Below are 24778 nucleotides of genomic sequence, written 5' to 3'. Positions count from 1 at the left end.
CGGCGGCGCGGAAGGCGCCGTCCGGACACGCGAAGGACCCCCGGCCCGCGCGTCACCGCACGGACCGGGGGTCCCGGGCCTGAGGCCCGTTACAGCCGGGAAAAGCTACTTCTTGTCCTTGCCGCCCTTGCCCTTGTCCTTGTCGCCGCCGGCGCCCATGGACTCGTAGATCTCCTTGCACATGGGACAGACCGGGTACTTCTTGGGGTCACGCCCCGGCACCCAGACCTTGCCGCACAGCGCGACCACGGGGGTGCCCTCCAGGGCGCTCGCCATGATCTTGTCCTTCTGGACGTAATGGGCGTAGCGCTCGTGGTCGCCGTCGCCCCTCGACACCTGCGGCGTCGGCTCAACGAGGGTCCCCGTACCTGCCCCGCGATCGGGCTCAAGAGTGCTCATAACCGCCAAGGGTACTGAAAGAGCGGGCCTTCAGTTGAGCGAAGGGTCGTCCGGATACGTGGCGATCATCGCCAGCTCGCTGCGCTGCCGCCGGAGCACCGCGCGCCAGAGGTTCTCCGGGCGCGGGGAGGAGACGTCACCGGGCTCCGACTCGACCACGTACCACGCGCCCTCGGTCAGCTCCCTTTCCAGCTGACCGGGTCCCCACCCCGCGTACCCCGCGAAGATCCGCAGCGATCCCAGCGCCGGCCCCAGCAGCTCCGGCGGGGTCTCCAGGTCGACCAGGCCGATCGCCCCGTGCACCCGGCGCCAGCCGAGCGGGCCCTCGTCGCCGGGGATCACCGCCACGCCGAGCGCCGAGTCGAGCGAGACCGGGCCGCCCTGGAAGACGACGTCCGGCTCACCGGTCAGCCCGGCCCAGGAGCCGAGGATGTCCCCGACACCGACCGGGGTCGGGCGGTTGAGGACCACGCCGAGGGAGCCCTCCTCGTCGTGGTCGAGGAGGAGCACCACCGCGCGGTCGAAATTCGGGTCCGCGAGGGCGGGTGTGGCCACGAGCAGTCGCCCTGTGAGCGAGGACACCTCCGTCATGGCAGAAATGATCCCGCATCTTCGCCCTCCACGGACACCGGGCGGCCGTGACGATCACCTCAGGACAGCGAGCGCAGCTCAGGGCGCACGGGGGCACGGGGAGCGCACCGCGCGGGCAGAACCCGGGGGCCATCCGGACGGTGACCCTCCGCAAGATCGGGTGCGCGGAGGGTGTTGTGGCGGATTCATGACGTTCGTACACCCCCCTTCGCCTTACGGAAGGGGGGTAGGAGGCCATTACCCTTTTCGTTGGCCCCCTGCCCGACCACTCCGGAACGCGAGATACATGACCGGCACAGACGATGTCCTGCTTGTCCACGGCGGCACCCCGCTGGAGGGCGAGATCCGCGTCCGAGGCGCCAAGAACCTGGTGCCGAAGGCCATGGTCGCCGCGCTGCTCGGCAGCGGGCCCAGCCGCCTCCGCAACGTTCCCGACATCCGTGACGTACGGGTGGTCCGGGGGCTCCTCCAGCTGCACGGCGTCACGGTCCGCCCCGGCGACGAGCCGGGCGAACTGATCCTCGACCCCTCGCACGTCGAGTCGGCCAACGTCGCCGACATCGACGCCCACGCGGGTTCGTCGCGCATCCCGATCCTCTTCTGCGGCCCCCTGCTGCACCGCCTCGGCCACGCCTTCATCCCGGGGCTCGGCGGCTGCGACATCGGCGGCCGGCCGATCGACTTCCACTTCGAGGTGCTCCGCCAGTTCGGCGCGACCATCGAGAAGCGGGCCGACGGCCAGTACCTGGAGGCCCCGCAGCGGCTGCGCGGCACCAAGATCCGGCTGCCGTACCCCTCGGTGGGCTCCACGGAGCAGGTGCTGCTCACCGCCGTCCTCGCCGAGGGCGTCACCGAGCTGTCCAACGCGGCGGTCGAGCCGGAGATCGAGGACCTCATCTGCGTGCTGCAGAAGATGGGCGCGATCATCTCCATGGACACCGACCGGACCATCCGGATCACCGGTGTCGACAAGCTCGACGGCTACACCCACCGGGCGATCCCGGACCGCCTGGAGGCGGCCTCCTGGGCGTCGGCCGCGCTGGCGACCGAGGGCAACATCTATGTGCGCGGCGCCCAGCAGCGCTCGATGATGACCTTCCTCAACACCTACCGCAAGGTCGGCGGCGCCTTCGAGATCGACGACGAGGGCATCCGCTTCTGGCACCCCGGCGGCGCGCTCAACGCGATCGCGCTGGAGACGGACGTCCACCCCGGCTTCCAGACCGACTGGCAGCAGCCCCTGGTGGTGGCGCTGACGCAGGCCGCGGGGCTCTCCATCGTCCACGAGACGGTGTACGAGTCGCGGCTCGGCTTCACCTCCGCGCTCAACCAGATGGGTGCGCACATCCAGCTGTACCGCGAGTGCCTGGGCGGTTCGGACTGCCGCTTCGGCCAGCGCAACTTCCTGCACTCGGCGGTCGTCTCCGGACCGACCAAGCTCCAGGGCGCCGATCTGGTCATCCCCGACCTGCGCGGCGGCTTCTCGTACCTGATCGCGGCGCTGGCGGCCCAGGGGACCTCCCGGGTGCACGGCATCGACCTGATCAACCGCGGTTACGAGAACTTCATGGAGAAGCTGGAGAAGCTCGGCGCGAAGGTGGAACTGCCGGGCGGTTCGCTGGTCTGACCCCCGCACAGTGCTGCCGCACACAGCACTGCGTACCCGGTGCCCCGGCCCCCTCCTGGAGGGGGCCGGGGCACCGGTCCTTTCCGCCCCCGGCTCTCCCGGGGCCCGCAACCGCCCGAGGCGGCCCGCTACGGCCCGCGAGCGTCCCTCCCGTACGCCGGTGGCACCCGGGCGGCACCCCCGGCGGCCCGCACCGCGTGCGGGGCACGAGCGGCCGCATGTGCCCCCGGCATGCGCGAGGGCGGCCACTCCCGGTGGGGAGTGGCCGCCCTTACGTGCGCCTTGGGGGGGTTACTTGCCCTTGGCGGCTTCCTTGAGCTTCGAGCCCGCGGAGACCTTCACGCTGTAGCCGGCGGGGATGTTGATCGGGTCGCCGGTCTGCGGGTTGCGCGCGGTGCGAGCGGCACGGTGGGTGCGCTCGAAGGTCAGGAAGCCGGGGATGGTGACCTTCTCGTCGCCCTTGGCGACGATCTCACCGACGGTCTCGGCGAGCGCGGCCAGCACGGCGTCGGCGTCCTTGCGGGTCACCTCGGCACGGTCGGCCAGGGCGGCCACCAGCTCACTGCGGTTCATGTTGTTACTCCCGTGTTCTTCTTGCCTGTGAGGCGTGAGATCGAAGCCGATGCTGCCAGGGCCCTCTGACAGTCCCCGGACCCGGGTCTGATGTCAGACCCTCGCGCCCGATTACGCATCCTGCCCCCACCTGCGGCGGGAAAGCCAATCCGGAACCCTTCAGGGTCAACGAAAAGCGCCACTGTCTGCTCGTGGTGACGTTCCGTCGGCTTCCCTTAGCGGTCCGCAGCGGATGCCGGGCCCCACGGGGCCCGCTGCCCGCCCACCCTAAAGGGGCGTTTGGGGCGCCGCGACCCGCGACGCGCCGTACGGCACGGGCGGGTGCGGCCCGGGGTGTCCCGCGCGTACCCCTGGGAGGCCCGGCGAAACCGCGTGGTCTAGCCGGCGGACGCGGGGGCCGCTCCGGTGCCCGCGGCGGCCTTGGCGGCCGCCCGGACGGCTCCGGCGACCGCACCGGCCACCTTGTCGTTGAACACGGAGGGGATGATGTAGTTCGCGTTGACCTCGTCCTCCGCGACCACGTCGGCGAGGGCTCCGGCGGCGGCGAGCATCATCTCCGTGTTGACGGTGCGGGACTGAGCGTCCAGCAGACCGCGGAAGACACCCGGGAAGACCAGCACGTTGTTGATCTGGTTGGGGAAGTCGGAGCGGCCGGTGGCGACGACGGCGGCGGTCTCGCGGGCGACCGCCGGGTCGACCTCGGGGTCGGGGTTCGCCAGCGCGAACACGATCGCGCCCTTTGCCATCGCCGCGACGTCGTCCCCGTTCAGGACGTTGGGGGCGGACACGCCGATGAAGACGTCGGCGCCGACCACGGCCTGCTTGAGGGTGCCGGTGACGCCCTCGGGGTTGGTGTTGTCCGCGATCCAGCGCAGCGGCGAGTCCGGGTCGGCGGCGACCAGGTCCTCGCGCCCGGCGTGCACGACGCCATGGATGTCGGCCACCACGGCGTGCTTGACACCCGCGGCGATCAGCAGCTTCAGGATGGCCGTACCGGCGGCGCCGGCACCGGACATGACGACCCGTACGTCCCCGATGTTCTTGCCCACCACGCGCAGGGCGTTGGTCAGGGCGGCGAGCACGACGATGGCGGTGCCGTGCTGGTCGTCGTGGAAGACGGGGATGTCCAGGGCCTCGCGGAGCCGGGCCTCGATCTCGAAGCAGCGGGGGGCGGAGATGTCCTCCAGGTTGATGCCCGCGAAGCCGGGGGCGATCGCCTTGACGATCTCGACGATGGCGTCGGTGTCCTGGGTGTCCAGGCAGATGGGCCAGGCGTCGATGCCCGCGAAGCGCTTGAAGAGGGCCGCCTTGCCCTCCATGACGGGCAGCGAGGCCATCGGCCCGATGTTGCCGAGGCCGAGCACCGCGGAGCCGTCCGTCACGACTGCGACGGAGTTGCGCTTGATGGTGAGGCGGCGGGCGTCCTCGGGGTTCTCGGCGATGGCCATGCAGACCCGGGCGACGCCGGGGGTGTAGATCATCGAGAGGTCGTCACGGTTGCGGATGGGGTGCTTGGACGCCATCTCGATCTTGCCGCCGAGATGCATGAGGAACGTACGGTCGGAGACCTTGCCCAGCACGACCCCCTCGATGTCGCGCAGCCCCTCGACGATCTCGTCCGCGTGCGAGGTGGACGTGGCCGCGATCGTGACGTCGATCCGCAGCTTCTCGTGGCCGGACGCGGTCACGTCGAGGCCGGTGACCGACCCTCCCGACGACTCCACGGCCGTGGTGAGCTGGGAGACCGCGGTGCCACTCGCGGGCACCTCCAGCCTGACCGTCATCGAGTACGAGACGCTGGGCGCCGTTGCCATGGCCGAGTCCTTCGCTTTCCTCAAGCTTCATTGCTTCGCATCCGGAACCCTCGTTCCGGTCACGCTTCCCGATCGTCGCACCTACCGACTGGTAGCCGTTAATGACTGCCACCCTTCGGAAAGCATTTTCCACCATACGAGAATTCACCCGTTCGGCGGAACCCCCAACCGCCTCCCGAGCGCCTCGACCGGGCCCTGAAACGACAACAGACCCGCGCCACCGACAGGTGGCGCGGGTCTGGCCTTCACGTTGAGTGGCACCGGCCCGCCATGCTCGCCTCGCGGCAAGTGGTCGCTCGAAGCGACGAAGGTTGGGCCCGGGGGCTTGGATCGAGCCGGTGCCAGTACCACGGTAACAAAGACCCCGGAGAAGTGATTCCCCGTGCACCGTGTTGACGCGAAGCACTCAGCCCCCCGGCCCGAGGCACCCGCTCCCCCGACCCGGCAGGACCGCTCCCCCGACCCGCCGGCACCCGCACTCCGACCCGGCAGGACCGCTCCCCCGGACCGGCAGCGCCCGCATCCGACCCGGCCGGTCAGTCCCGCAGCAGGTCCGGCACCCCGCCCTCGTCCGGCATGTCCCGCTCCCCCGACACCACCGTGAGCTGCTGCGTGGCCCGGGTCAGCGCCACGTACAGCACCCGCAGCCCCGCCGGGGACTCGTCCGCGATCTCGGCAGGCGAGACGACCACCGTGGCGTCGTACTCCAGGCCCTTCGCCTCCAGGCTGCCCAGCGCCACCACCCGCTCGCCCAGCTCCGCCAGCCACTCGCGGGCCTCGGCGCGCCGGTCCATCGCCACGACCACGCCCACCGTGCCGTCCACCTCCGCCAGCAGCCGGCGCGCCTCCGCGCGGACCGTGGCGGCCAGGTCCCCGTCCCGTACGGGCTCGAACCGCGGCACCACCCCGGTCGAGCGGACCGCCGACGGGGACTCCATGCCGGGCATGGCGAGCGCCAGCACCTTCGCGGCCAGCTCCGCGATCTCGGCCGGGTTGCGGTAGTTGACGGTGAGGGTGAAGCGGCGGCGCGGCCGGGAGCCGAGCGCCTCGTCCCGGGCGGCGGCCGCCTCGTCCGGGTCGGACCAGGAGGACTGGGCCGGGTCGCCGACGATCGTCCAGGTCGCGTGGCGGCCCCGGCGGCCCACCATCCGCCACTGCATCGGCGTCAGGTCCTGAGCCTCGTCGACGATGACGTGCGCGTACTCCGTGCGCTCCGCCGCCAGCCGCTCGGCCCGCTCCCACTGGGTCTCCTCGCGCTGCGGCATCAGCTCCTCAAGGCCGGAGAGCTGGTCCAGCGGGTCCATCTCCCGCTTGCGCTTCGGCCGGGCCGGGGTGCCCAGCAGCGCCTGGAGCTCGTCCAGGAGGGCCACATCGTGGACGGAGAGGGGACCGCTGCCGTCCGCCGGGTCCAGCCGCTTCAGGGAGCGGGCCAGCCGGCGTGCCTCGCCCTGGTTGAGGACGCGCCGGGACCAGCGGGCCAGCCGCTTCTCGTCGGCCATCGCGGCCAGCACCCGGCGCGGGGTCAGCTCGGGCCACCAGGCGTCCAGGAACTCCAGGAACGGGGTCTCGGTGGAGACGTCCTCGTCGAAGGAGGACCGCAACTCCGCCACCAGCTGCGGGTCGGTGTAGCGCCCGCGCCCCGACGACTTGCTCCACAGGGCGTCGAGCAGCAGCTTGCGGGCGCGCGGGCGCAGCAGGTTGACGGGGGCGGTGCCGCCGAGCACGTTGTGCCGGATGCGGCGGAGCTCGTCGGCCTCCAGCTCGATACGGGCTCCGAAGGCGACGACCCGCAGCCGGGTGGGGGTGGCCGGGGCGGCGGCCCGGGCGGGCTCGTCCCCGAAGGCGAGCTGACCGCCCTCGTCCACCGGGCGCGGCACCTCCAGCGCGCCCCGGGCCGCCTTGCGCAGCACCGGGAGCATCCGGGAGGAGCCCTTGATCCGGGCGATGGCCGGTTCGTCGTAAGCCCCCCCGTCACCCGACCACCGCCCCTCGTCGGGGCCCTTCGGGCCGCCCCTTCCGTACGCGCCCTCCGGCCCTGACGCCTCCTCGGCGAGCGAGCCGATCGCGCGGATCGCGACCTGGCCCTCCTCCCCCAGCGAGGGCAGCACCCCTTCGGTGTACGCGACCAGGAGCGGGGTGGGCGAGACGATCAGGATGCCGCCCGCGTACCGCCGCCGGTCCTGGTAGAGCAGGTACGCGGCCCGGTGCAGGGCCACCGCCGTCTTGCCGGTGCCGGGGCCGCCGGTCACCTCGGTGACCGAGGCGGCGGGGGCCCGGATGACCAGGTCCTGTTCGGCCTGGATGGAGGCGACGATGTCCCGCATGGTGTGGCTGCGGGCCTGGCCGAGGGCTGCCATCAGGGCCCCGTCACCGATCACCGGCAGCTTCTCGCCGCCCAGATACGCCGTCAGCTCCGGGCGCATCAGGTCGTCCTCGACCCCGAGGACCCTGCGCCCCTTGGAGCGGATGACCCGGCGCCGTACGACCCGGCCCGGGTCCTTGGGCGTGGAGCGGTAGAACGGGGCGGCGGCCGGGGCCCGCCAGTCGATCACCAGCGGCGCGTAGTCGGCGTCCAGGACGCCGATCCGGCCGATGTGGAGCGTCTCCGCGATGTCGGCGGTGGCGTCCTCGCGTACGGCGTCGTCGGCCGGCTCGACGGAGGTGTACGCGCCGTCCGGCCCGCGCTCACCGTCCTTGCCGAGGAGCAGGTCGATCCGGCCGAAGAGGAAGTCCTCGAACTCGCTGTTGAGCCGGTTGAGGTGGACGCCCGCCCGGAAGACCTGGGCGTCCCGCTCCGCGAGGGCGCCGGGCGTGCCGACCTGCCCGCGTTTGACGGCGTCGTGCATGAGGAATTCCGCCTCGTCGATCTTCTCTTCGAGGCGGTGGTAAACCCGGTCCAGATGTTCCTGCTCGACACCGATCTCCCGGTCCCGCAACGAATCGACAGCGGCATCCTGCGCGGCCACCGAGGCCCCCTTCTGACGTGCATTGGGCAGCCGTCAACCCTATGCGAAGGGGGGCCCGCGCGCACCTGCCGTCCACGCCGCGAGTGTTGCGATTGCGCGTCGGAAGGGCGCTTTCCCGGGACGCCCCGGCTCTGAGCGGACCGGAGCGGTCCGCTCAGGCGCCGATCTCCACCAGCCGCTCCCCGTCGAAGGTGCGCACCTCGAACCGGGCGATGTCCTCGCGGGACATCGCGGCGCCGCCGTGCACATACAGCGGGGCCCTGGCCGACTCGTGCGCGGAGCTCTCGATGCCGTACCCCCATTTCGGGACGGACCAGGAGGTGACGACCTCCTCCTCACCGGTCTTGGAGACGGCGACGAGGGTGCACTTCTGCGGCCCCTTGACGTTCTTCAGCTCCAGGACCGTCTGCGTGCCCCACGCCTTCTTCTCCATGCCGACCGTCGCGGCGACCCGGGTGGTGGGGTCGGTCCCGGACACCTTCTCCGTGATGTGCTCGAAGAAGGAGCCCTCGGCGGGCCCGGTGGGGTGCGGCTCCCCGCCGGCGACGGAGCGCCCGCCGCTCTCGTCCCCTCCGGTGACGGCCACGGCGGCGACCGGGCCCCCGATGATCAGCGCGGCGGCAGCGGCGACCAGGTACCGGCTGCGCTTCGTACGGCGGTGCCGCCGGTGCGCGACCTCGTCCATCAGCCCGCCGAGCACCTTGGGCGCGGGCGGCTCGGGAACCTGCGGTACGGGACGGGCCCCGGGCACGGCGGCCGGTGCCTCGGCCAGCATCGCGAGCATGGGCTCCAGCCCGGCGAACTCGTCGAGATGCGCCGAGCACCGGGCGCACCCGGCGAGGTGGGCCTCGAAGGCGCTCGCCTGGGCGTCGTCCAGGATGCCCAGGACATAGGCGGCGGCCGCGTCGTGCTCGGACCCTTCGGGCCCCCCTCCCAGCGACGGCCCAGGGCCGGAGGGGCCGGAGAAGCCACCGGGGTGCCCGGGGCCGCCGGGGTGCCCGGGGACGGAGAGGTACGCGGGCCCTGAGGGGTGTGCAGGGCCCGCGGGATACGGGGGATTCTGGGAGCCCGCGGAGTGGGAGGAACCAGCGGAACCCGAGGAACCCGAGGGGTTCGATGAGTGCGAGGGGTGCGAGGGACGGCCGGAACCCGTGGGGTAGGGGGAGTTCGAGGGACCGGTGGGCCTACGGGGTCCGGGAGGCCGGGGCCCGAACGGCTGCCACTGCTGGTCGCTCATGCCCTGATCCCCCTCTCTTCGAGTGCGAGCTTCATCGAACGGAGTGCGTAGAAGACCCTGGACCGCACGGTGCCGCTGGGAATGCCGAGCACCTCGGCCGCCTCGTTCACCGTACGTCCCCTGAAGTAGGTCTCGACCAATGCTTCCCGGTGCGCGGGCGTCAAATCGTCGAGCGCGTCCGACAGCGTCATCAGCCACAGCGCCTTGTCGATCTCGTCCTCCGCGGGAATGACCTCCAGCGGCGACGGATCGACCTCGCGCGGCCGGGCCTGCCGACTGCGGTGGCCGTCGATGACGATGCGCCGGGCGACCGTCACCAGCCAGGGGCGGACGGAGCCGGTGGCCCGGTTGAGCCGGTCGGCGTTCTTCCAGGCACGGATGAGCGTCTCCTGCACGACGTCCTCGGCCCGCTGGCGGTCGCCCGCCACCAGCCGGAGGACGTACGCGAGCAGCGGCCCGGCGTGTTCGCGGTAGAGCGCCCGCATCAGCTCCTCGTCGGGTATCCCGGCCGGGGGCGTGGGCGGCTCACCACGATGTCGAGCCCTGTGCGGACGGTCATCGGCCACGGCCGCATCCTTGCGCACCCGAAACCTCCTGGTCGAGACCCTGGATGGAGTCCTTCGGGCAGGGATACGGAGGCGGGCGCGGGATCATTCAACTCGGGGTCGTATTTCTTCCACCGAGTGGTCCGACGGGGCGCCACCGGCCGTCGGCCCGGCATCCCCTGCGGCCGTACGGCGGCGGTGCCGGGCGACCCGTTCCCGGTTGCCGCAGACCTCGCCGGAGCACCAGCGGCGCCGACCCCCGCGCGAGGTGTCCAGGTAGAGCCGGTGGCAGGCGCCGCCCGCGCAGCGGCGCAGGGCGGCCCGCGCCACCGGGTCGGTGAGCAGGTCCACCGCGTCCCGGGCCACGACCGCGAGGAGCCCCGCACAGTCGGGTTCGGCGCTCAGGGCCCGTACCAGCGCCCCGCCCTCGCCCCGCACCGCACGCGGCCCCGGCGGGGCGTGCGCGGCAAGGGAGTTGACCCGCTCCAGGGCGTTCCCGTCGTTAGGCTGGGCGAGTTGGACGATGGCCGGGCCTACTGCCGGGTCCCGCGACGCCAGTTGAGCTGCCATCAGCCGCTCCACGTCCGCCCTCACCTCCCTGAAGCGGGTCAGCCAGGTGGCGTCCAGAGCGGTCAGCGCGGTGCCCGGCGGGACGAGCCGGGCGGCGGTCAGCCAGTCGGCGAGCCGGGCCGGCCCTTCGAGCTGCTCCCGGGCGCGAGGCGTCCCGCCCGCGGGCCCGGTGGCCACCAGGTCGAGGCAGATCCGGCCGGAGTCGAACCGCCACACGTGCGCGCCCCTGCCCGCCGCCATACGCCTGTCACCGCCTCGGGGTCAACGGTCGGATGCCACCCTCCAGAGTGCCCCGCCCGCCCCCGCCCGTCACCCCCGCTACCGTGACGTCCATGAGCGATCACGGGGGAACGGCCACGGCGGACACGGCGACCACGACCACGACCACCGGAGCGGACCTCACCCTCGCGGCCGGCGGGCTGCTGCTGCGGCCCTGGCGCGAGGAGGACGTGCCGGCGCTGCTGAAGGCGTACGACGACCCGGTCATGCGGAAGTGGGTGCGGCTGCCCGTTTCCACGCCCGACGAGGCCGCCCGCTGGCTTCAGTCGCAGCGCGAGGGCCGGGAGTCGGGGACCCGGTTCAGCTTCGCCGTGACGGACCCGGGCCGGGGCGGCGAGCTGGTCGGCAACCTGGCGCTGAAGCAGCCCGAGCCGGGTACCGGGCGGGCCGAGGTCGGGTACTGGACGGCGGCGTGGGCGCGGGGGCGGGGGGTGGCGCCCCGGGCCCTGGAGGCGCTCTCCGCCTGGGCGTTCGCGGGCTTCGCCGACGAGGGGCTGGTCCGGCTGGAGCTGCTGCACCAGGTGGACAACGTGGCGTCCTGCCGGGTGGCGGAGAAGTCCGGTTACGCGTTCGCGGAACTGCTGAGCGCGCTGCCGCCGGAGTTCCCGCTCGAGGGCCATCTGCACGTACGGAAGGCGCCATCGGCACAGGGATCGGCACCGGCACCCCACGTGAGCGGTGCTGCTCAGAGCCCGCCCGAGGCGTCCCCCGCCGGGTCCAGCGACAGCCGGTAGCCGCGTTTCACGACGGTCTGGATCAGCTTCGGCGCCCCGAGTGCCGTGCGGAGCCGGGCCATCGCCGTCTCCACCGCGTGCTCGTCGGAGCCGCTGCCGGGCAGGGCCCGCAGCAGGTCGGCGCGGGTCACCACCCAGCCGGGGCGGCGGGCCAGGGTGCGCAGGAGAGCCATGCCCGCGGGCGGCACCACGCGCAGCTCGTCGTCGACCAGCACCGCGTGGCCGCGGATCTCGACGCGGTGGCCGGCGATGGGCAGGACCCGGGCCCGGGTGGGGAGTTGGGCGCAGACGAGCTGGACGAGGGGGCCCAGGCGGAAGCGCTCGGGCTGGACGGTGGGGATGGCGTGGGCCTGGAGCGGGAGGGCGGTGACCGGTCCGACGCAGGCGGCCAGCACATCGTCGCGCAGCGCCCCCAGGACCTCCGGGAGCAGCCCGCGCTCCTCCGCCCGGCCCAGGAACGAGGCGGCGGCGGGGGCGCTGGTGAAGGTGACGGCGTCCAGGGCGCGGGCGGCGGTGGCGCCGAGCAGCCGGTCGAGCGGGGCGATGTCCTGCGGCGGCATCCAGCGGTAGACGGGGACTCCGACGATCTCGGCACCGGCCGCCTGGAGGGACTCGATGAAGCCGGGGAGCGGTTCGCCGTGCAGCTGGACGGCGATCCGGCGGCCCGCGACGCCCTCGGCCAGGAGCCGGTCGAGGACCTCGGCCAGGGATTCGGACCCGGGTGACCAGGCCTCGGTCAGCCCGGCGGCCCGGACGGAGCCCTTGACCTTGGGGCCGCGGGCGAGGAGTTCGACGCCGCGCAGCCGCTCCAGGAGCGCGTCGCCGATGCCCCAGCCGTCGGCGGCCTCCACCCAGCCCCGGAAGCCGATGGCGGTGGTGGCGACCACCACGTCCGGGGCGTGGTCGATCAGTTCCTTGGTCGCGTCGAGGAGTTCGCTGTCGTCGGCGAGCGGAACGATCCGCAGGGCGGGGGCGTGCTGGACGGCGGCACCGCGCCGCTTGAGGAGGGTGGCCAGCTCCTCGGCGCGGCGGGCGGCGGTCACTCCGACCGTGAAGCCCGCGAGAGGGCCGTGCGTGGTGTCGTCGTCCTGCATGGCGTGTCCCGGCTCTCGTGGTCCTGCTGGCTGGTGCGGCGATCGTGGTCCTGGTGGGGTCGGTGCCCGATCGTGGGTCCTGCTGACTCGTGCGCGGTGCGCGGGTTGCGTGGTGCGCGGAGGCCCGAGCCTGCCAACCATGCGTGACAGGCTCGGTTCTCCCGTATTTCCCGGCCGTTACGTCACAGGTCGCCGGGGCCGCGCCTCCCCTACACCTCCGCGTAACCGACCTGCGGTTTCGCGGCTACGGGCGCGGGGCGGCGAAGGTATACCACCCAGGTGAGCGCGGAGCAGACGGCGTAGAAGGCGAGGAAGGACCAGAAGGCCGCGGTGCCGGTGCCGGTGGTCTGGAAGGACTGGCGGAAGGCGAGGTTGATGGCCAGCCCGCCGAGCGCGCCGACGGCCCCGATGAACCCCATGGCCGCCCCGGAGAGCCGCCGTCCCTGGGCCGCGGCCGCCTCGCCGTCGAGCCCCTGCTCGATCGCCTGGGCGTGGAAGATGCCCGGGATCATCTTGTACGTCGACCCGTTGGCCAGCCCGCTCAGGACGAACAGGGCGGTGAAGCCGACGAGGAAGACGGGGAGGGAGGCGGTGGCGGAGGCGTAGATGACGATCACGGTGGCGCCGCCCATCGCGGCGAAGGCGGCCAGGGTGATCCGGGCCCCGCCGTGCCGGTCGGCCAGTCGCCCGCCGAAGGGGCGGATCAGGGAGCCGAGCAGCGGGCCCAGGAAGGTGAGCGAGGCGGCCTGGAGCGGGGTGCGCCCGAACTGGGTCTGGAGGACCAGGCCGAAGGCGAAGCTGTAGCCGATGAACGAGCCGAAGGTGCCGACGTACAGCGTGGAGACGATCCAGGTGTGCGGGGAGCGGACGGCCTCCAGGGCGGCCCCGGTGTCGTTGCGCACGGGCCGGAGGTTGTCCATGTACAGGGCGGCGCAGACGGAGGCCACGACGATGAGCGGGATGTAGACGCCGAGCACGACCCGGGGGTGGGCGGCGCCGAGCGTGCCGATGACGAGGAGGCCGATCAACTGGACGACCGGGACGCCGATGTTGCCGCCGCCCGCGTTGAGGCCGAGCGCCCAGCCCTTCTCGCGGAGCGGGAAGAACGCGTTGATGTTGGTCATGGAGGAGGCGAAGTTGCCGCCGCCGATCCCGGTGAGCGCGGCGACCAGCACGAACGTGCCGTACGAGGTGCCCGGCTCCATCACCCAGAAGGCGGCGAGCGTCGGGGCGAGCAGTCCGAGGGCGGTGATCACCGTCCAGTTGCGGCCGCCGAACCGGGCGACGGCGAAGGTGTACGGGATGCGGACCAGCGCCCCGACCAGGGTGGCGGTGGAGATCAGGAAGAACTTTCCGGCGGCGTCGATGCCGTATTCCGGTCCCATGAAGAGGACCATCACCGACCACAGGGTCCAGACGGAGAATCCGATGTGCTCGGAGAGCACGGAGAACCAGAGGTTGCGGCGGGCGACGCGCTCCCCCTTCTCCCGCCAGAACGTCTCGTCCTCCGGCTCCCAGGTCTCGATCCAACGGCCTGCCATCACGCGCCTCCACAGGGGGTCGGGGTGGTGTCCCCGTCGCTGCGGGGTGGAGTCCCGACGCTAGGGAGCGCGCGTTTCGGTGGAGTGCCGTGAGGTGACCGGTGGGCAACCTTGCTCTCACCGGGCCGGGGGCGGCCCGGTGAGATGAGCCCCTACGGGTGGTCGTCCGGCCACGGTCGGGCCGTGCGGGCCGGTCCGCGGACCGCGCCCCGGAGTTCACCGGGGAAGGTCGCACATCAGTGACACGTCCCCCTCGGGCAGCCAGGATCCGGAAGGCCGCTCCAGCCACCCTTCCCCCTTGCCCAACCGGTCGGCAGCGGTACGGAGGGCATCCAGGCCGGGGTGCCGCAGGCCCTTGCGCCAGACCATCGTCAGGGGCGAGAGCGGAACGGGATCGACGAGCGGGCGCAGCACGGTCCCCGGCAGCGGCGGGAACTCCGTCACCGCCAGAACGGGGTGTCCGCCCTTCGCCATGACCCGCTGGAATTCGGCCACGCCCACGGCGAGCGGAACGGGCGGCGCCAGCTCGATCCCCCACTCGGCGAAGAGCAGCGCCGCCAGCTCCGTCCACTCCCGGGTCCGCTCGTTGCCCGCCCCCGCGTAGACGGTCGTCCCGGACAGCTCGGGCAGAGGGATGGCCGCGCGTCCGGCGAGGGGGTGAGCGGCGGGCAGCATCAGGGCCATCGGCTCGTACCGCACCGGCTGCACGGAGAGTCCGGCCCGCACCGCGGGGGCGAGTCCGGCGGCCCGGCCGAAGGAGACGTCCAGCCGCCCGGCCAGGATCTCGGAGGCGGCCCAGGTGAGCCCGGACTCGAACCGGGCCATCAGCTCGCACTCCGGGGCGATCTCCCGGGCCCGCGCCAGCACCCGGGCGGCGGTCATCCCGTCCGTGTTCAGATCGACCAGCAGCGGCCGGGCGGACCCGCCGCCGAAGGCCCCGGCGAGTTCGGCGTACGCGTCGAGCACCCGGCGCGCGTACGGCAGCAGCCGCTCGCCGTCGGGGGTGAGCGCGACCTGCCGGGTGGTGCGCACGAACAGCTCCACGCCCAGGTCGCGCTCCAGCCGCCGGATGTCCCGGCTCAGCGCCTGCTGGGCGACGAAGAGGCGGGCGGCGGCGCGGGTGAAGTGCAGCTCCTCGGCGACGGTGAGGAAGGCACGGAGGAGCCGGGGGTCGGTGTCGGGGGCGGGCATGCGGCGAATCTACAACGCGGCAGGCGATTCACAACAGGGGTGCGTGAATGGTGGAGGAGAAGGTGTTGGACGGGGGTGCCTGGTCGCGGCGAGCCTGGTCCCATGCCGAAATCCCCCGCCCCCGCTCCCCCTGCCCGTACGACCTCCAACGCGCTGCTGACGGTGGTCGGGGGCCAGCTGGTGGCGGCCCCGCGCACATCGCCGGAGAAGGCCCTACGGGTTCGGGACCGCCCGGTACGCCGTCGCCCAGCCCCCACGAACCCCTACCTCCGCCTGCTCGCCACCCCCGGCGCGCGCGCCTTCACGGCGGGCAACCTGATCGCCCGGCTCCCGATGGGGATGCTCAGCGTCAGCGCGGTGATCATGATCGCCGGGTCCCGGGGCTCGTACGCGCTCGCCGGGGCCGTCACCGCGACCGGCCTCGCGGCCACGGCGGTCGTCGCGCCCTTCACGGCCCGGCTGGTGGACCGCCACGGCCAGGCCAGGATCGCCGTGCCCGCGACCGCGCTCGCCGTACTGGGCTCGCTCGCGCTGGTGCTCTGCGTACGGTACGGGGCCCCGGCCTGGACGCTCTTCGCGGCGTACGCCGCCACCGCGACCACGCCCAACACCGGCGGGATGTCCCGGGCCCGCTGGGCCCACCTCCACCGGGGCGACCCGGCGGCCCTGCACACCGCGAACTCCTTCGAACAGGCGGCGGACGAGCTGTGCTTCATGCTGGGCCCGGTCCTCGCGGCGACGCTCTGCGGGGCACTGTTCCCGGAGGCGGGGACGCTGGTGGGGGCGTTCCTGCTGATGACCGGGGTGCTGATCTTCGCGGCCCAGCGCGCGACGGAACCGCCGCCCAACCCCCGTACACGTAAGACCACTTCACCTCTCCGCACCCCGGGGATGCCCGCACTGCTGGCGGTCTTCCTGGCGACGGGGGCGGTGTTCGGGGCGCTGGAGGTCGTCTCCATCGCCCATGCCGGGGGCGCGATCCTGGCGCTCCAGGCCGCGGGCTCCTGCGCGGCGGGGCTCCTCTACGGCTCCCTGCGCCCGGCCCGGAACGTGCACCGCAGGCTGCTGCTCTGCCTGACCGCCATGACCGCCCTGATGTCCCTGCCCCTGCTGGCCGCCGCCTCCACGGCCTCGCTGCCCGTCCTGGCGCTCTGCCTGCTGCTGGCGGGCGCGGCGACGGCGCCCACCATGGTCACGGGCATGACGCTCGTCCAACGCTCCACGCCCCCCGGCCAGTTGAACGAGGGCATGACGCTCTCGGTGACCGCCCTGCTGGGCGGGGTGGCGGCGGGCGCGGCGACGGGCGGCTGGCTGGTGGAGCACGCCGGTACGGTCTCCGGCTACGCGGCCCCGACAGGGGCCGCGGCCCTCGCCCTGGTCATCGCGGCGGCGGGGGCGTACGGGTGGCGGCGACGGGGCACGGACCGGGGTTGACTCAGAGGGGGGCGCCTCAGACGCGTTCGCGGATCCAGGCGGCCAGCTCGCGGACGACCTCGGCGGAGGCGCCGCCGAGGTGGACCAGGGCCCCGTCGGTGAGGGTGGGGAAGTCGCCGTAGAGGGAGGGCAGGGAGAAGCCGGCCTGTGCGAGCGCCTCGGCGAGGTCCTTGGCGGCGAGGTTGCCCTCGACGAGCGCGGCATCCTGGGCGGGTCGCTGGTAGTACATGGGGGATCAGCCTTTCGTCGCGGCTAAGCGGATTGCGGAGCAGGTGAACTGACGGCTCATGAGTCGCGCGGGGGCGCCGAGAGCACGAACCCCAGCTCTCCGGCGGCGTCCACGACGAGCGACATGAGCTGTGCGGTGGTCAGGGCCTCGCGCCGCTCCCCGTGCGGGCCGAAGAGCAGGACGTACGCCGCCGGCTCGCCCCGTACCAGCGGCACCCGGAGCCCCGGGGTGGTGCCCGGCGTCGGCTCGGACCTGTCTGTCACGCGGCTCCTCCAGAGCGCGGGGGCCTCCGGCCGACGGAACACCGTCCGGTGGCGGCGGCACGGAGAGGACGAAGTACGTGGCCTTGCCGCGGGGCAGGACGCGTACGCCCCAGTCGTCGGCAAGGCTCTCCACCAGGAGCAGCCCCCGCCCCGAGGTGGCCCCCGGCCCCGCGTCCCGTACCGCCGGGAGACCACCTCCGTGGTCAATGACGGCGACGGTGAAGGCACTTGCGGTCCGCGTGCACGTCACGCGGCAGGAGGGGCTGCCCGCGGCGTGCAGCACGGCGTTGGTGACGAGTTCGCTGACGAGAAGCTCGGCGGTCTCCGACAGCTCGCCGCCGATCCCCCAGCCCTCCATCACCCCTCGCACGGATTTTCTGGCCGCCCGGACGGACCCCTCGGCGGCGGGAAAGGTAAAGGTCGGCTCTTCGCTGTCCACCAGAGTTCACCTCTCGGCATGTGGCGCGGACCGGCGAAATCACCGACCACACCACGGGCGTTGCCACGCTTCGCCATCATGGAATGACGTTGCGTGACCGACGGGAACACCGTAGCGCTGCATACTCCCACCCTGCAACTACCCTTTCGCATGTATGCATATCTACTTGCTGGCGCTCCCGCCGGAGCAGCGGGCAGACTGTCCACGACACATTCGAGGAGCGTGATGGGCCAGACGATCAGGAGCCGCCGACTCGGTTCGGACCTGCGGCAACTGCGCCGCAAGGCCAACCTGACGGCTGAGGCGGTCGGCACCGAACTCGGCTTCTCCCAGTCGAAGATGAGCCGGATAGAGAGCGGCGACGTCCGCGTCTCCCGCACCGACTTGAAGGCCCTGCTCGCGCTCTACAACGTCACCGACGAGAAGCAGATCACCGCGTTCGTGGAGGCGGCGAAGGACGCCAAGTCCCGTGGCTGGTGGATCGCTTACGAGGACGCGCTGCCGCGCGAGTACCGGGACTTCATCGCGCTGGAGGGTTCGGCGGACGGGATCCGTACGTTTCAAGGCCTGATCGTGCCGGGCCTGATGCAGACGCCGGACTACACGCGCCACGTCATCACGGCGGGTCCGGCGGTGCTGCCGCCCGGCCATGTGGATTCGCTGATCACCGTGCGGATGGAACGCCAGTCGATCCTGGACCGCGACAAGCCGCCGAAGATCTGGGCCATCATGACCGAGGGCACGCTGCGCCAGGTGGTGGGCGGCTATGCGGTGATGCTGGACCAGCTCAACCACCTCGTTCGCCTCACAGAGCGGAGCAACATCACGCTGCAGGTGCTGCCGTTCGAGGCGGGTGCGCACGCGGGCGTACAAAGCTCCTTCGTGCTCTTCGACTTCCCCACGGACCCCAGCATCGCGTGCGTGGAGAACCTGACCGGGACGCTGTTCATGGACCGGCCCGGACAACTCGACGCGCACACCGACGCGTTCGACAACCTCCGGGCCAGCGCGCTGAGCCCGGCAGATTCACTGACGCGCATCACCGACATCATGGATGAGATGCGCCGCGAACGAGACAAGAGGAACCCATCATGACCAGCGCCACCCCCACCATCGTCGGCCCGTTCGTCAAGGCCACTGCCAGCGGTCAGCAGGGCGACTGCGTGGAGGTGGCCCCCCTCTCCGACGGCGGCCGGGCAGTCCGCGACAGCAAGGACCAGCACGGCCCCCGCCTCCACTTCGGCCCTGCCCAGTGGACCGCCTTCACCGACGGGGTGAAGGGCCAGGCGTACGGGAGCTGACCCGCCCCGCCCCCTGACCGGGCCGGACCGCACGGAGCGCAGATCCGTGGGGCCCGGCCCTTGTCATGGGCGGCCCTTAGGGTGAGCCGATGTCCGCAGCGAAGAGAAGCCCGAGGAACCCGCTCGACGTCGACCCCGGCGCGATATTCGCGTTCCGCACGTCGCCGCTCCACCCCGGCTCCCCGCCCGGCACCGGACGCTTCGGCGCTCTCGCGGTGGTCGGGCGGGCGCCGGAGGTGATCGTCGTGGCGGTGTTCGACGGGGTGTGGGACCGGGTGCCCACGCCGGCGGAGGTACGGGAACACCGGGTGCTGCGGCGTCGGCGGTTCGCGCACACGGGGAGGCCGGCGGTCTTCGCGTGCGGGGTGGAGGACACGACCGGGAGGCGCTGTGCGGGAGAAGGAGGCGGTCGAGGAGCGGAGGCGGCGTGTAGCGGAGGCGGAGAAGGAGCGGTACGCGGCGCGGCTGGCGGGGCTGCCCTGGGAGCAGCTTCTGGCGGAGACCCCGTTCGAGCGGTGGACGCCGTCGCCGCCGTTTCCCCCGGCCGCGTTCCGGCGGGCGGCCGTACGGCGGGTGCACCAGGCCTGCCGGGAGCTGCGGGACCTGGGGCCGAAGCCCCGGAAGCCCGCCGCGCGGAAGGTGCTGAAGTCGCTGGTGCTGTGGTTCAACACGGCCGACCGGGCGGCGGGCCGGGTCATCGAGACGGAGGAGCGCGAGGACATCTGCCTCGTACTCGAAGAGCTGGCGCATGTCGCCGGACACCCGTCGCTCGTCATGGAGGCCGACGACTGGCGCGAGTGGTGAACGCCCGGAGCCGGAAAGCATGAAAAAAGCCGCTGCCCCGTGAGCGAACTCACGGGGCAGCGGCCTACATGGGAATTGTGGAGATGGCGGGAATCGAACCCGCGTCCAACGGTGCGGAACCAGGGCTTCTCCGAGTGCAGTTCGCTGCGCTTTTCTCGGCCCCGGAGGTCACGCGAACAAGCCTCCGACAGGCCCAGCCACTGTTTGATTTCCTCCTCGGCCCCGTGGCCGGGCCGAGAAGTTTAGATCCCTAGCTGATGCCAGGATCCGGGTCGGGATCACCCCCGGGCTGACACTCCGCAGAGTCTTCGCTAGCTGCTAATTAGGCAGCGAGGGCGAAGGCGGAGGAATCGCGCTTGGAATTGGCGATTATTGTTTGCGACATATGGTTTACGAGATCATTGCCGCTTCCTCGACTCGCTTCCCCTGCTTCGACATCCGCTGTCGAAACCGATCATCCCCATGTTGATTTTTCAAAACGTGCGCCTTCGGTGAGGTGCACGGCCCATCGTACGTGACCAACGCGGGACGATGCCAGCGTATTCCCCCGCAGGGGGTTCCCCAGGCGCTGATCAGGCGCTGCGCTGCCGTCGGCGGGCCGCCGCGATGGCGCGGTTGGTCTCGCGTGTGTCCTGCTTCTCGCGGAGGGTCTGCCGCTTGTCGTACTCCTTCTTGCCCTTGGCCAGCGCGATCTCGACCTTCACCCGGCCGTCCTTGAAGTACAGGGCGAGCGGCACGATGGTGTGGCCGGTCTCCGAGGACTTGGACTCCAGCTTGTCGATCTCGGCCCGGTGGAGGAGCAGCTTGCGCTTGCGCTTGGCCGCGTGGTTGGTCCAGGTGCCCTGGACGTACTCGGGGACGTGGATGTTGTGCAGCCACGCCTCGTGGTCGTCGATCTGGACGAACCCGTCGACCAGGGAGGCCCGCCCCATGCGCAGGGACTTCACCTCGGTGCCCATGAGCACGAGGCCGCACTCGTAGGTGTCGAGGATGGTGTAGTCGTGCCGCGCCTTCTTGTTCTGCGCGATCATCTTGCGCCCGGTGTCTTTTTCCTTCGCCATAGTGCGGTCATTTTCGCACTACGACCCACCCCCGAGGCCACTCAATACCGTCTCGGCCCGCTGCTGGGCCCGATCGTGGGCCACCAGGTCGGGGGTGATGCCCGTGCCCTCGACGCTGCGGCCCGCCGGAGTGCGGTAGTGGCCGACGGTCAGCTCGGCCACCGCGCCGTCGGCCAGTTCGCTGGGCATCTGCACCGAGCCCTTGCCGAAGGTGCGGGAGCCGACGGTGACCGCGCGGCCCCGGTCCTGGAGGGCGCCGGTGAGCAGTTCGGCGGCGCTCATCGTGCCTCCGTCGACAAGGACCACCACAGGCCGCTCGGTGTCGCCGCCGGGGTCGGCGTACAGGGCCTGTTCCTCGCCGCGTACGTCGTAGGTGGCGACCAGGCCGCCGTCCAGGAAGGCGGAGGCGGCGGCGACGGCCTCGGTGACCAGGCCTCCGGAGTTGGCACGGAGGTCCAGGAGTATCCCGGCGTCCTCGGGGGCCTCGCGGACCGCGTCCCGGACGTCCTGGCCGCTTCCCTTGGTGAACGCGGCGACCTTGAGGAGGTAGGCGGCTGAGGGGCCGGTGCCCAGGCGGCTCACGGTGACCGCCGCGGGGGTCAGCCGGGCCCGTCTCAGCGTCTGCGTGGAGGGTTCTCCGTCCCGTACGAGACCGAGGACGACGGGGGTCCCTTCCCCGGCCCCCGTACCGTCGCCGCGCAGCAACGCGACCACCTCGGGGACGGGCCGCCGGTCCACCCGGCGGCCGTCGACCGTACGGAGGAGGTCACCCTCGCGGATCCCGGCCCGGTCGGCGGGCCCGCCGGGATGGACGCGGGAGACGGCGACGCCCCCGCCCTCGGTGCGGCGGGCGGAGAGGCCGACACCCAGGTACGAGCCCTCCAGGGCCTGCTCGAACTCCTCGTACTCCCGCTCGTCGTAGACCGCGCCCCACCGGTCCCCGCTCCGGCTGACGACCTCTCCGGCCGCCTCCTTCACGGACTTCCCGTCCGCCTCCGCCTTCGCCGCCGCGTCCTCGATCTCCGCCCGGTCGACCGGGGCGTGACGGGAGGCGACCGTACGGGCCGGGAGTTCGGGTACGGGGTCGGGGCCCTGGGGCAACGAACCGGTCGCCGCGCCCGTCGCGAGGACACACCCGAAGACCAATGTCAGGGCCGCCCCGCGGCAGAGGCCGCGGGGCCGGAAGCGGTGCGGACAGCCCGACATGGCGCCGAGTCTAGGACAAGCCCCCTGGGGTGCACGGGTGATCGACCGTGCGCCCCGGGGAGGCGTATGTCATACCTTCAGGTACTTGCGGAGCGCGAAGAGGGCCGCGACGGCCGGCATCAACAGGCCGATCGCGAGCACCAGCGGGAGCTTGGTGAGGACCGCGTCCCAGCCGATGAAGTTGATCAGGTTCAGCTTCTCCTGGAGGGCGAGGCCGCCGTCGATCAGGAAGTACCGGCCGCCGAGCAGCATCGCGCAGGCCAGCAGACCGCCGATGAGGCCGGCGACGGCGGCCTCCATGATGAAGGGGGCCTGGATGTAGAAGCCGGAGGCGCCCACCAGGCGCATGATGCCCGTCTCACGTCTCCGGCTGAACGCGGAGACGCGCACGGTGTTGACGATCAGGATCACCGCGATGACGAGCATGAGGATCATCACGTAGATCGCGACGACGTTCATGCCGTTCATCAGCTCGAAGAGGTTGTCCAGGATGGACCGCTGGTCCTGGACGGACTGCACCCCGTCCCGTCCCGCGAAGGCCGTCGCGACGACCTTGTACTTCTGCGGGTCCTTGAGCTTGACGCGGAACGACTCCTGCATCTGGTCGGGCGTGATGTTGCCCGCCATCGGGGAGTCGCCGAACTGCTCCTGGTAGTGCTTGTACGCCTCGTCGACGGTCTCGAAGTGGACCGGCTTCTGAACGGCCTCCATCTTCTCCAGGTCGGCCTTGATCTGGGCCTTCTGCTCCGCCGTGACCGCGCCCTTCGCACACTTGGGCATGTCCTTGGCGTCGTTCTTGTTGCAGAGGAAGATCGAGACGTTGACCTTGTCGTACCAGTAGTCCTTCATCGTGCTGACCTGTTCGCGCATCAGCAGCGCGCCCCCGAACAGGGCGAGCGAGAGGGCGACGGAGACCACGACGGCGAAGGTCATCGTGAGGTTGCGACGGAGACCGACGCCGATCTCCGACAGGACGAACTGGGCGCGCATGGCGTCCTTTCAGTACTCGATGCTCGAAGTGCGCGAGGGGCCCGCGGGCCCCTCGGTCAGTGCTGGTAGCCGTAGACGCCGCGCGCCTGGTCGCGTACGAGACGGCCCTGTTCGAGCTCGATGACGCGCTTGCGCATCTGGTCGACGATGTTCTGGTCGTGGGTCGCCATGATCACGGTGGTGCCGGTCCGGTTGATCCGGTCCAGCAGCTTCATGATCCCGACCGAGGTCTGCGGGTCGAGGTTGCCGGTCGGCTCGTCCGCGATCAGCAGCATCGGGCGGTTGACGAAGGCCCGGGCGATCGCCACACGCTGCTGCTCACCACCGGAGAGCTCGCCGGGCATCCGCTCCTCCTTGCCGCCGAGGCCGACGAGGTCGAGCACCTGGGGCACGGCCTTGCGGATCTCGCCGCGCGGCTTGCCGATGACCTCCTGGGCGAAGGCCACGTTCTGCGCGACGGTCTTGTTGGGGAGCAGGCGGAAGTCCTGGAAGACCGTCCCCAGCTGGCGGCGCATCTGCGGCACCTTCCAGTTGGACAGCCGCGCGAGGTCCTTGCCGAGCACGTGGACCATGCCCGTGCTGGCGCGCTCCTCGCGCAGGATGAGCCGCATGAAGGTCGACTTGCCGGAGCCGGAGGAGCCCACCAGGAAGACGAACTCACCCTTCTCGATGTCCAGCGAGACATCGCGCAGAGCCGGTCGGTTCTGCTTCGGGTAGGTCTTGGAGACGTTGTCGAATCGGATCACGGATGCACCACGGTCGGCCGGGAGTAGGTGAGCGTGACCATACGCGAACCGGGCTCACGCGTGCAGGCGGCGTCCGGCAATGGGCGATTTATGGCGGATCGCCGTACGGAACGCATCGGGTCGGACCCTCCCTTGTCCGACGGGCCGCGCCGAAAACGGCGGGAGCTGGCACAGTGGTGGGGGGAACGGTTGCGTTTCCCGGAGCGTTGTGCGGAGAGAGAGCAGTCAGCGGCTCCGCCGCGCGGGAGGAGGAATGCGCATGACCTATGACCGACTGGTGTGCGCGAACTGCGCGGCCCCCGTCAGTGAGGGGCGTTGCCGCGTGTGCCGTGCCGTGCGGCAGCAGATGCTGGAGGAGCAGGGACAGAGCCCGCTGGCCGGGCTGAATCCGGCCATGCTGATCGCGCTGATGGTCGTGCTGCTCGCAGCCCTGGGGCTGCTGGCCCACCAGACCGTCTGACCTCTGCCCGCCCCTGGGGGCGCACAACGCCCCGAGGGGCGCCTCGGAACGTCTGCGTACGACCGCCGAAACGGTCGGCGCGCGCCGGAACGCACAGAAGGGCCCGGGAGGCTTTCTACAGCCTCCCGGGCCCTTCGCTGTGCCGTGCGCGCTGGACCGGGTACGGGGCTCACATGCGCCCGTACGCGGTCGTCAGCGGGTCCTAGGCGACCGTGCGGCCGCCGCCGACCAGACGCGGCAGGATGCGGAAGCCGATGCCGCCGGCGATCATCGTCGCGGCGCCGATGACCAGGAAGGTGGTCTCGGCCGCACCGGTCTCGGCAAGCTCTTCCTTGCCCTTGCTCTGCTCGACCGGCTGGTTGCCGACGCTGTCGGTGTCCGTGTTGTCGGCGCACTCGACGACACCGGAGTCGACGGTGCAGGCGTCGCCGCCACCGCCGGTCACGGAGCCGGTGGTGCCAGTGGAACCGGAGGTGCCGTTGCCGCCTTGGTCGCCGCCGTTGGCGTTGCCGCCCTGGTCGCCGCCGTTGGCGTTACCGCCCTGGTCGCCGCCGTTGGCGTTACCGCCCTGGTCGCCGCCGTTGGCGTTACCGCCCTGGTCGCCACCGTTGGCGTTACCGCCCTGGTCGCCACCGTTGGCGTTACCGCCCTGGTCGCCACCGTTGGCGTTGCCACCCTGGTCGT

General features: G+C 71.8%; 25 protein-coding genes, 1 other RNA gene and 1 pseudogene. 7 read left to right on the top strand and 20 right to left on the bottom strand.

What is annotated here, in order from left to right:
* Positions 1-105: 105 nt before the first annotated feature.
* Complete coding sequence (locus AC0682_RS18000) at positions 106-399, bottom strand: DUF3039 domain-containing protein (RefSeq protein WP_003968816.1); 294 nt, start codon at positions 397-399, stop codon at positions 106-108.
* 30 nt (positions 400-429) lie between these two features.
* On the bottom strand, positions 430-990 hold the full coding sequence (locus tag AC0682_RS17995; protein ID WP_478533810.1) for a YqgE/AlgH family protein: 561 nt from the start codon (positions 988-990) through the stop codon (positions 430-432).
* A gap of 286 nt (positions 991-1276) precedes the next feature.
* On the opposite strand from AC0682_RS17995, the gene murA reads away from it, so the two are divergent.
* Positions 1277-2617, top strand: coding sequence for a UDP-N-acetylglucosamine 1-carboxyvinyltransferase (gene murA / locus AC0682_RS17990; protein WP_006124927.1), 1341 nt, complete (start codon positions 1277-1279; stop codon positions 2615-2617).
* 291 nt (positions 2618-2908) lie between these two features.
* Here the strand turns inward: murA and AC0682_RS17985 are convergent, their stop codons facing one another.
* From AC0682_RS17985 to AC0682_RS17960, 6 genes are all read right to left on the bottom strand, one after another.
* Complete coding sequence (locus AC0682_RS17985; RefSeq protein ID WP_003968811.1) at positions 2909-3190, bottom strand: HU family DNA-binding protein; 282 nt, start codon at positions 3188-3190, stop codon at positions 2909-2911.
* A 377-nt stretch (positions 3191-3567) separates the two neighbouring features.
* The gene (locus AC0682_RS17980) at positions 3568-5004 is read right to left on the bottom strand and encodes an NAD-dependent malic enzyme (protein ID WP_254812458.1); all 1437 of its coding nucleotides are present in this window, start codon (positions 5002-5004) and stop codon (positions 3568-3570) included.
* 536 nt (positions 5005-5540) lie between these two features.
* Positions 5541-7970: a HelD family protein gene (locus tag AC0682_RS17975; protein WP_478533808.1), complete on the bottom strand. Its 2430-nt coding sequence runs from the start codon at positions 7968-7970 to the stop codon at positions 5541-5543.
* A 154-nt stretch (positions 7971-8124) separates the two neighbouring features.
* On the bottom strand, positions 8125-9207 hold the full coding sequence (locus tag AC0682_RS17970) for an anti-sigma factor family protein (RefSeq protein ID WP_478533807.1): 1083 nt from the start codon (positions 9205-9207) through the stop codon (positions 8125-8127).
* The gene (locus AC0682_RS17965) at positions 9204-9791 is read right to left on the bottom strand and encodes a sigma-70 family RNA polymerase sigma factor (RefSeq protein WP_254812456.1); all 588 of its coding nucleotides are present in this window, start codon (positions 9789-9791) and stop codon (positions 9204-9206) included. The genes AC0682_RS17970 and AC0682_RS17965 overlap by 4 nt, the downstream gene beginning before the upstream one ends.
* A gap of 66 nt (positions 9792-9857) precedes the next feature.
* The gene (locus AC0682_RS17960) at positions 9858-10562 is read right to left on the bottom strand and encodes a CGNR zinc finger domain-containing protein (protein WP_478533805.1); all 705 of its coding nucleotides are present in this window, start codon (positions 10560-10562) and stop codon (positions 9858-9860) included.
* Between the two features lie 92 nt (positions 10563-10654).
* Here AC0682_RS17960 and AC0682_RS17955 point away from each other — a divergent pair, with 92 nt between their 5' ends.
* On the top strand, positions 10655-11335 hold the full coding sequence (locus tag AC0682_RS17955) for a GNAT family N-acetyltransferase (protein WP_478533804.1): 681 nt from the start codon (positions 10655-10657) through the stop codon (positions 11333-11335).
* On the opposite strand, the gene AC0682_RS17950 is transcribed toward AC0682_RS17955, so the two are convergent.
* The 3 genes from AC0682_RS17950 to AC0682_RS17940 form a co-directional block, all read right to left on the bottom strand.
* A complete protein-coding gene (locus AC0682_RS17950) occupies positions 11287-12429 on the bottom strand; it encodes a uroporphyrinogen-III synthase (RefSeq protein ID WP_478533803.1) in 1143 nt (380 codons plus the stop codon). The two genes, AC0682_RS17955 and AC0682_RS17950, sit on opposite strands and share 49 nt — an antisense overlap.
* 209 nt (positions 12430-12638) lie before the next feature.
* The gene (locus tag AC0682_RS17945) at positions 12639-13970 is read right to left on the bottom strand and encodes a nitrate/nitrite transporter (protein ID WP_478533802.1); all 1332 of its coding nucleotides are present in this window, start codon (positions 13968-13970) and stop codon (positions 12639-12641) included.
* A gap of 216 nt (positions 13971-14186) precedes the next feature.
* Positions 14187-15161, bottom strand: a complete 975-nt coding sequence (locus AC0682_RS17940) for a LysR family transcriptional regulator (protein ID WP_478533801.1) — start codon at positions 15159-15161, stop codon at positions 14187-14189.
* A 102-nt stretch (positions 15162-15263) separates the two neighbouring features.
* Between AC0682_RS17940 and AC0682_RS17935 the strand changes: the two genes are divergently transcribed.
* The gene (locus AC0682_RS17935) at positions 15264-16595 is read left to right on the top strand and encodes an MFS transporter (RefSeq protein WP_478533800.1); all 1332 of its coding nucleotides are present in this window, start codon (positions 15264-15266) and stop codon (positions 16593-16595) included.
* A gap of 16 nt (positions 16596-16611) precedes the next feature.
* Here the strand turns inward: AC0682_RS17935 and AC0682_RS17930 are convergent, their stop codons facing one another.
* The 3 genes and pseudogenes from AC0682_RS17930 to AC0682_RS17920 all read right to left on the bottom strand — a co-directional run.
* On the bottom strand, positions 16612-16824 hold the full coding sequence (locus AC0682_RS17930) for a hypothetical protein (protein ID WP_103418845.1): 213 nt from the start codon (positions 16822-16824) through the stop codon (positions 16612-16614).
* Between the two features lie 56 nt (positions 16825-16880).
* Positions 16881-17087, bottom strand: coding sequence for a hypothetical protein (locus tag AC0682_RS17925; RefSeq protein WP_029395432.1), 207 nt, complete (start codon positions 17085-17087; stop codon positions 16881-16883).
* Between the two features lie 64 nt (positions 17088-17151).
* A pseudogene (locus tag AC0682_RS17920) lies at positions 17152-17526 on the bottom strand (ATP-binding protein); the annotation flags it as partial.
* A gap of 225 nt (positions 17527-17751) precedes the next feature.
* Between AC0682_RS17920 and AC0682_RS17915 the strand changes: the two are divergent.
* From AC0682_RS17915 to AC0682_RS17905, 3 genes are all read left to right on the top strand, one after another.
* Positions 17752-18621 carry a helix-turn-helix domain-containing protein gene (locus tag AC0682_RS17915; protein WP_478533799.1) on the top strand — a complete coding sequence of 290 codons (870 nt, stop codon included), beginning with the start codon at positions 17752-17754 and terminating at the stop codon, positions 18619-18621.
* Entirely contained in the window at positions 18618-18827 is a 210-nt protein-coding gene (locus tag AC0682_RS17910) for a DUF397 domain-containing protein (RefSeq protein ID WP_478533797.1), read from the top strand. Before AC0682_RS17915 ends, AC0682_RS17910 begins: the two co-directional genes overlap by 4 nt.
* Positions 18828-19217: 390 nt before the next feature.
* Positions 19218-19631 (top strand): hypothetical protein, encoded by a 414-nt coding sequence (locus AC0682_RS17905; RefSeq protein WP_478533796.1) that lies wholly within the window; start codon positions 19218-19220, stop codon positions 19629-19631.
* 75 nt (positions 19632-19706) lie between these two features.
* On the opposite strand, the gene ssrA is transcribed toward AC0682_RS17905, so the two are convergent.
* The 5 genes from ssrA to ftsE all read right to left on the bottom strand — a co-directional run bounded on the left by ssrA (position 19707) and on the right by ftsE (position 23634).
* Positions 19707-20093: a transfer-messenger RNA gene (gene ssrA / locus AC0682_RS17900) on the bottom strand.
* Between the two features lie 110 nt (positions 20094-20203).
* Complete coding sequence (gene smpB / locus AC0682_RS17895; RefSeq protein ID WP_026237616.1) at positions 20204-20692, bottom strand: SsrA-binding protein SmpB; 489 nt, start codon at positions 20690-20692, stop codon at positions 20204-20206.
* A gap of 18 nt (positions 20693-20710) precedes the next feature.
* Positions 20711-21898, bottom strand: coding sequence for a S41 family peptidase (locus AC0682_RS17890; protein WP_254812452.1), 1188 nt, complete (start codon positions 21896-21898; stop codon positions 20711-20713).
* A gap of 69 nt (positions 21899-21967) precedes the next feature.
* Positions 21968-22888: a permease-like cell division protein FtsX gene (ftsX, locus tag AC0682_RS17885; RefSeq protein ID WP_018488555.1), complete on the bottom strand. Its 921-nt coding sequence runs from the start codon at positions 22886-22888 to the stop codon at positions 21968-21970.
* 56 nt (positions 22889-22944) lie between these two features.
* A complete protein-coding gene (gene ftsE / locus AC0682_RS17880; RefSeq protein WP_018488554.1) occupies positions 22945-23634 on the bottom strand; it encodes a cell division ATP-binding protein FtsE in 690 nt (229 codons plus the stop codon).
* A gap of 259 nt (positions 23635-23893) precedes the next feature.
* Between ftsE and AC0682_RS17875 the strand changes: the two genes are divergently transcribed.
* Positions 23894-24094 (top strand): hypothetical protein, encoded by a 201-nt coding sequence (locus AC0682_RS17875; protein ID WP_254812451.1) that lies wholly within the window; start codon positions 23894-23896, stop codon positions 24092-24094.
* 202 nt (positions 24095-24296) lie between these two features.
* On the opposite strand, the gene AC0682_RS17870 is transcribed toward AC0682_RS17875, so the two are convergent.
* A partial coding sequence (locus tag AC0682_RS17870) for an LPXTG cell wall anchor domain-containing protein (RefSeq protein WP_478533795.1) occupies positions 24297-24778 on the bottom strand: 482 nt, incomplete at its 5' end.

Source organism: Streptomyces sp. NPDC043746, from assembly GCF_056436485.1.
The sequence above is the reverse complement of the archived record's forward strand: the minus strand, read 5'-3'. Positions and strand labels throughout refer to the sequence as shown.

What these genes read in the sequence shown, in the direction of transcription:
- AC0682_RS18000 (WP_003968816.1), bottom strand. Translation starts at nt 399, where the DNA reads ATGAGCACTCTTGAGCCCGATCGCGGGGCAGGTACGGGGACCCTCGTT.
- AC0682_RS17995 (WP_478533810.1), bottom strand. Translation starts at nt 990, where the DNA reads ATGACGGAGGTGTCCTCGCTCACAGGGCGACTGCTCGTGGCCACACCC.
- murA (WP_006124927.1), top strand. Translation starts at nt 1,277, where the DNA reads ATGACCGGCACAGACGATGTCCTGCTTGTCCACGGCGGCACCCCGCTG.
- AC0682_RS17985 (WP_003968811.1), bottom strand. Translation starts at nt 3,190, where the DNA reads ATGAACCGCAGTGAGCTGGTGGCCGCCCTGGCCGACCGTGCCGAGGTG.
- AC0682_RS17980 (WP_254812458.1), bottom strand. Translation starts at nt 5,004, where the DNA reads ATGGCAACGGCGCCCAGCGTCTCGTACTCGATGACGGTCAGGCTGGAG.
- AC0682_RS17970 (WP_478533807.1), bottom strand. Translation starts at nt 9,207, where the DNA reads ATGAGCGACCAGCAGTGGCAGCCGTTCGGGCCCCGGCCTCCCGGACCC.
- AC0682_RS17960 (WP_478533805.1), bottom strand. Translation starts at nt 10,562, where the DNA reads ATGGCGGCGGGCAGGGGCGCGCACGTGTGGCGGTTCGACTCCGGCCGG.
- AC0682_RS17955 (WP_478533804.1), top strand. Translation starts at nt 10,655, where the DNA reads ATGAGCGATCACGGGGGAACGGCCACGGCGGACACGGCGACCACGACC.
- AC0682_RS17950 (WP_478533803.1), bottom strand. Translation starts at nt 12,429, where the DNA reads ATGCAGGACGACGACACCACGCACGGCCCTCTCGCGGGCTTCACGGTC.
- AC0682_RS17945 (WP_478533802.1), bottom strand. Translation starts at nt 13,970, where the DNA reads ATGGCAGGCCGTTGGATCGAGACCTGGGAGCCGGAGGACGAGACGTTC.
- AC0682_RS17940 (WP_478533801.1), bottom strand. Translation starts at nt 15,161, where the DNA reads ATGCCCGCCCCCGACACCGACCCCCGGCTCCTCCGTGCCTTCCTCACC.
- AC0682_RS17935 (WP_478533800.1), top strand. Translation starts at nt 15,264, where the DNA reads ATGCCGAAATCCCCCGCCCCCGCTCCCCCTGCCCGTACGACCTCCAAC.
- AC0682_RS17930 (WP_103418845.1), bottom strand. Translation starts at nt 16,824, where the DNA reads ATGTACTACCAGCGACCCGCCCAGGATGCCGCGCTCGTCGAGGGCAAC.
- AC0682_RS17915 (WP_478533799.1), top strand. Translation starts at nt 17,752, where the DNA reads ATGGGCCAGACGATCAGGAGCCGCCGACTCGGTTCGGACCTGCGGCAA.
- AC0682_RS17910 (WP_478533797.1), top strand. Translation starts at nt 18,618, where the DNA reads ATGACCAGCGCCACCCCCACCATCGTCGGCCCGTTCGTCAAGGCCACT.
- smpB (WP_026237616.1), bottom strand. Translation starts at nt 20,692, where the DNA reads ATGGCGAAGGAAAAAGACACCGGGCGCAAGATGATCGCGCAGAACAAG.
- AC0682_RS17890 (WP_254812452.1), bottom strand. Translation starts at nt 21,898, where the DNA reads ATGTCGGGCTGTCCGCACCGCTTCCGGCCCCGCGGCCTCTGCCGCGGG.
- ftsX (WP_018488555.1), bottom strand. Translation starts at nt 22,888, where the DNA reads ATGCGCGCCCAGTTCGTCCTGTCGGAGATCGGCGTCGGTCTCCGTCGC.
- AC0682_RS17875 (WP_254812451.1), top strand. Translation starts at nt 23,894, where the DNA reads ATGACCTATGACCGACTGGTGTGCGCGAACTGCGCGGCCCCCGTCAGT.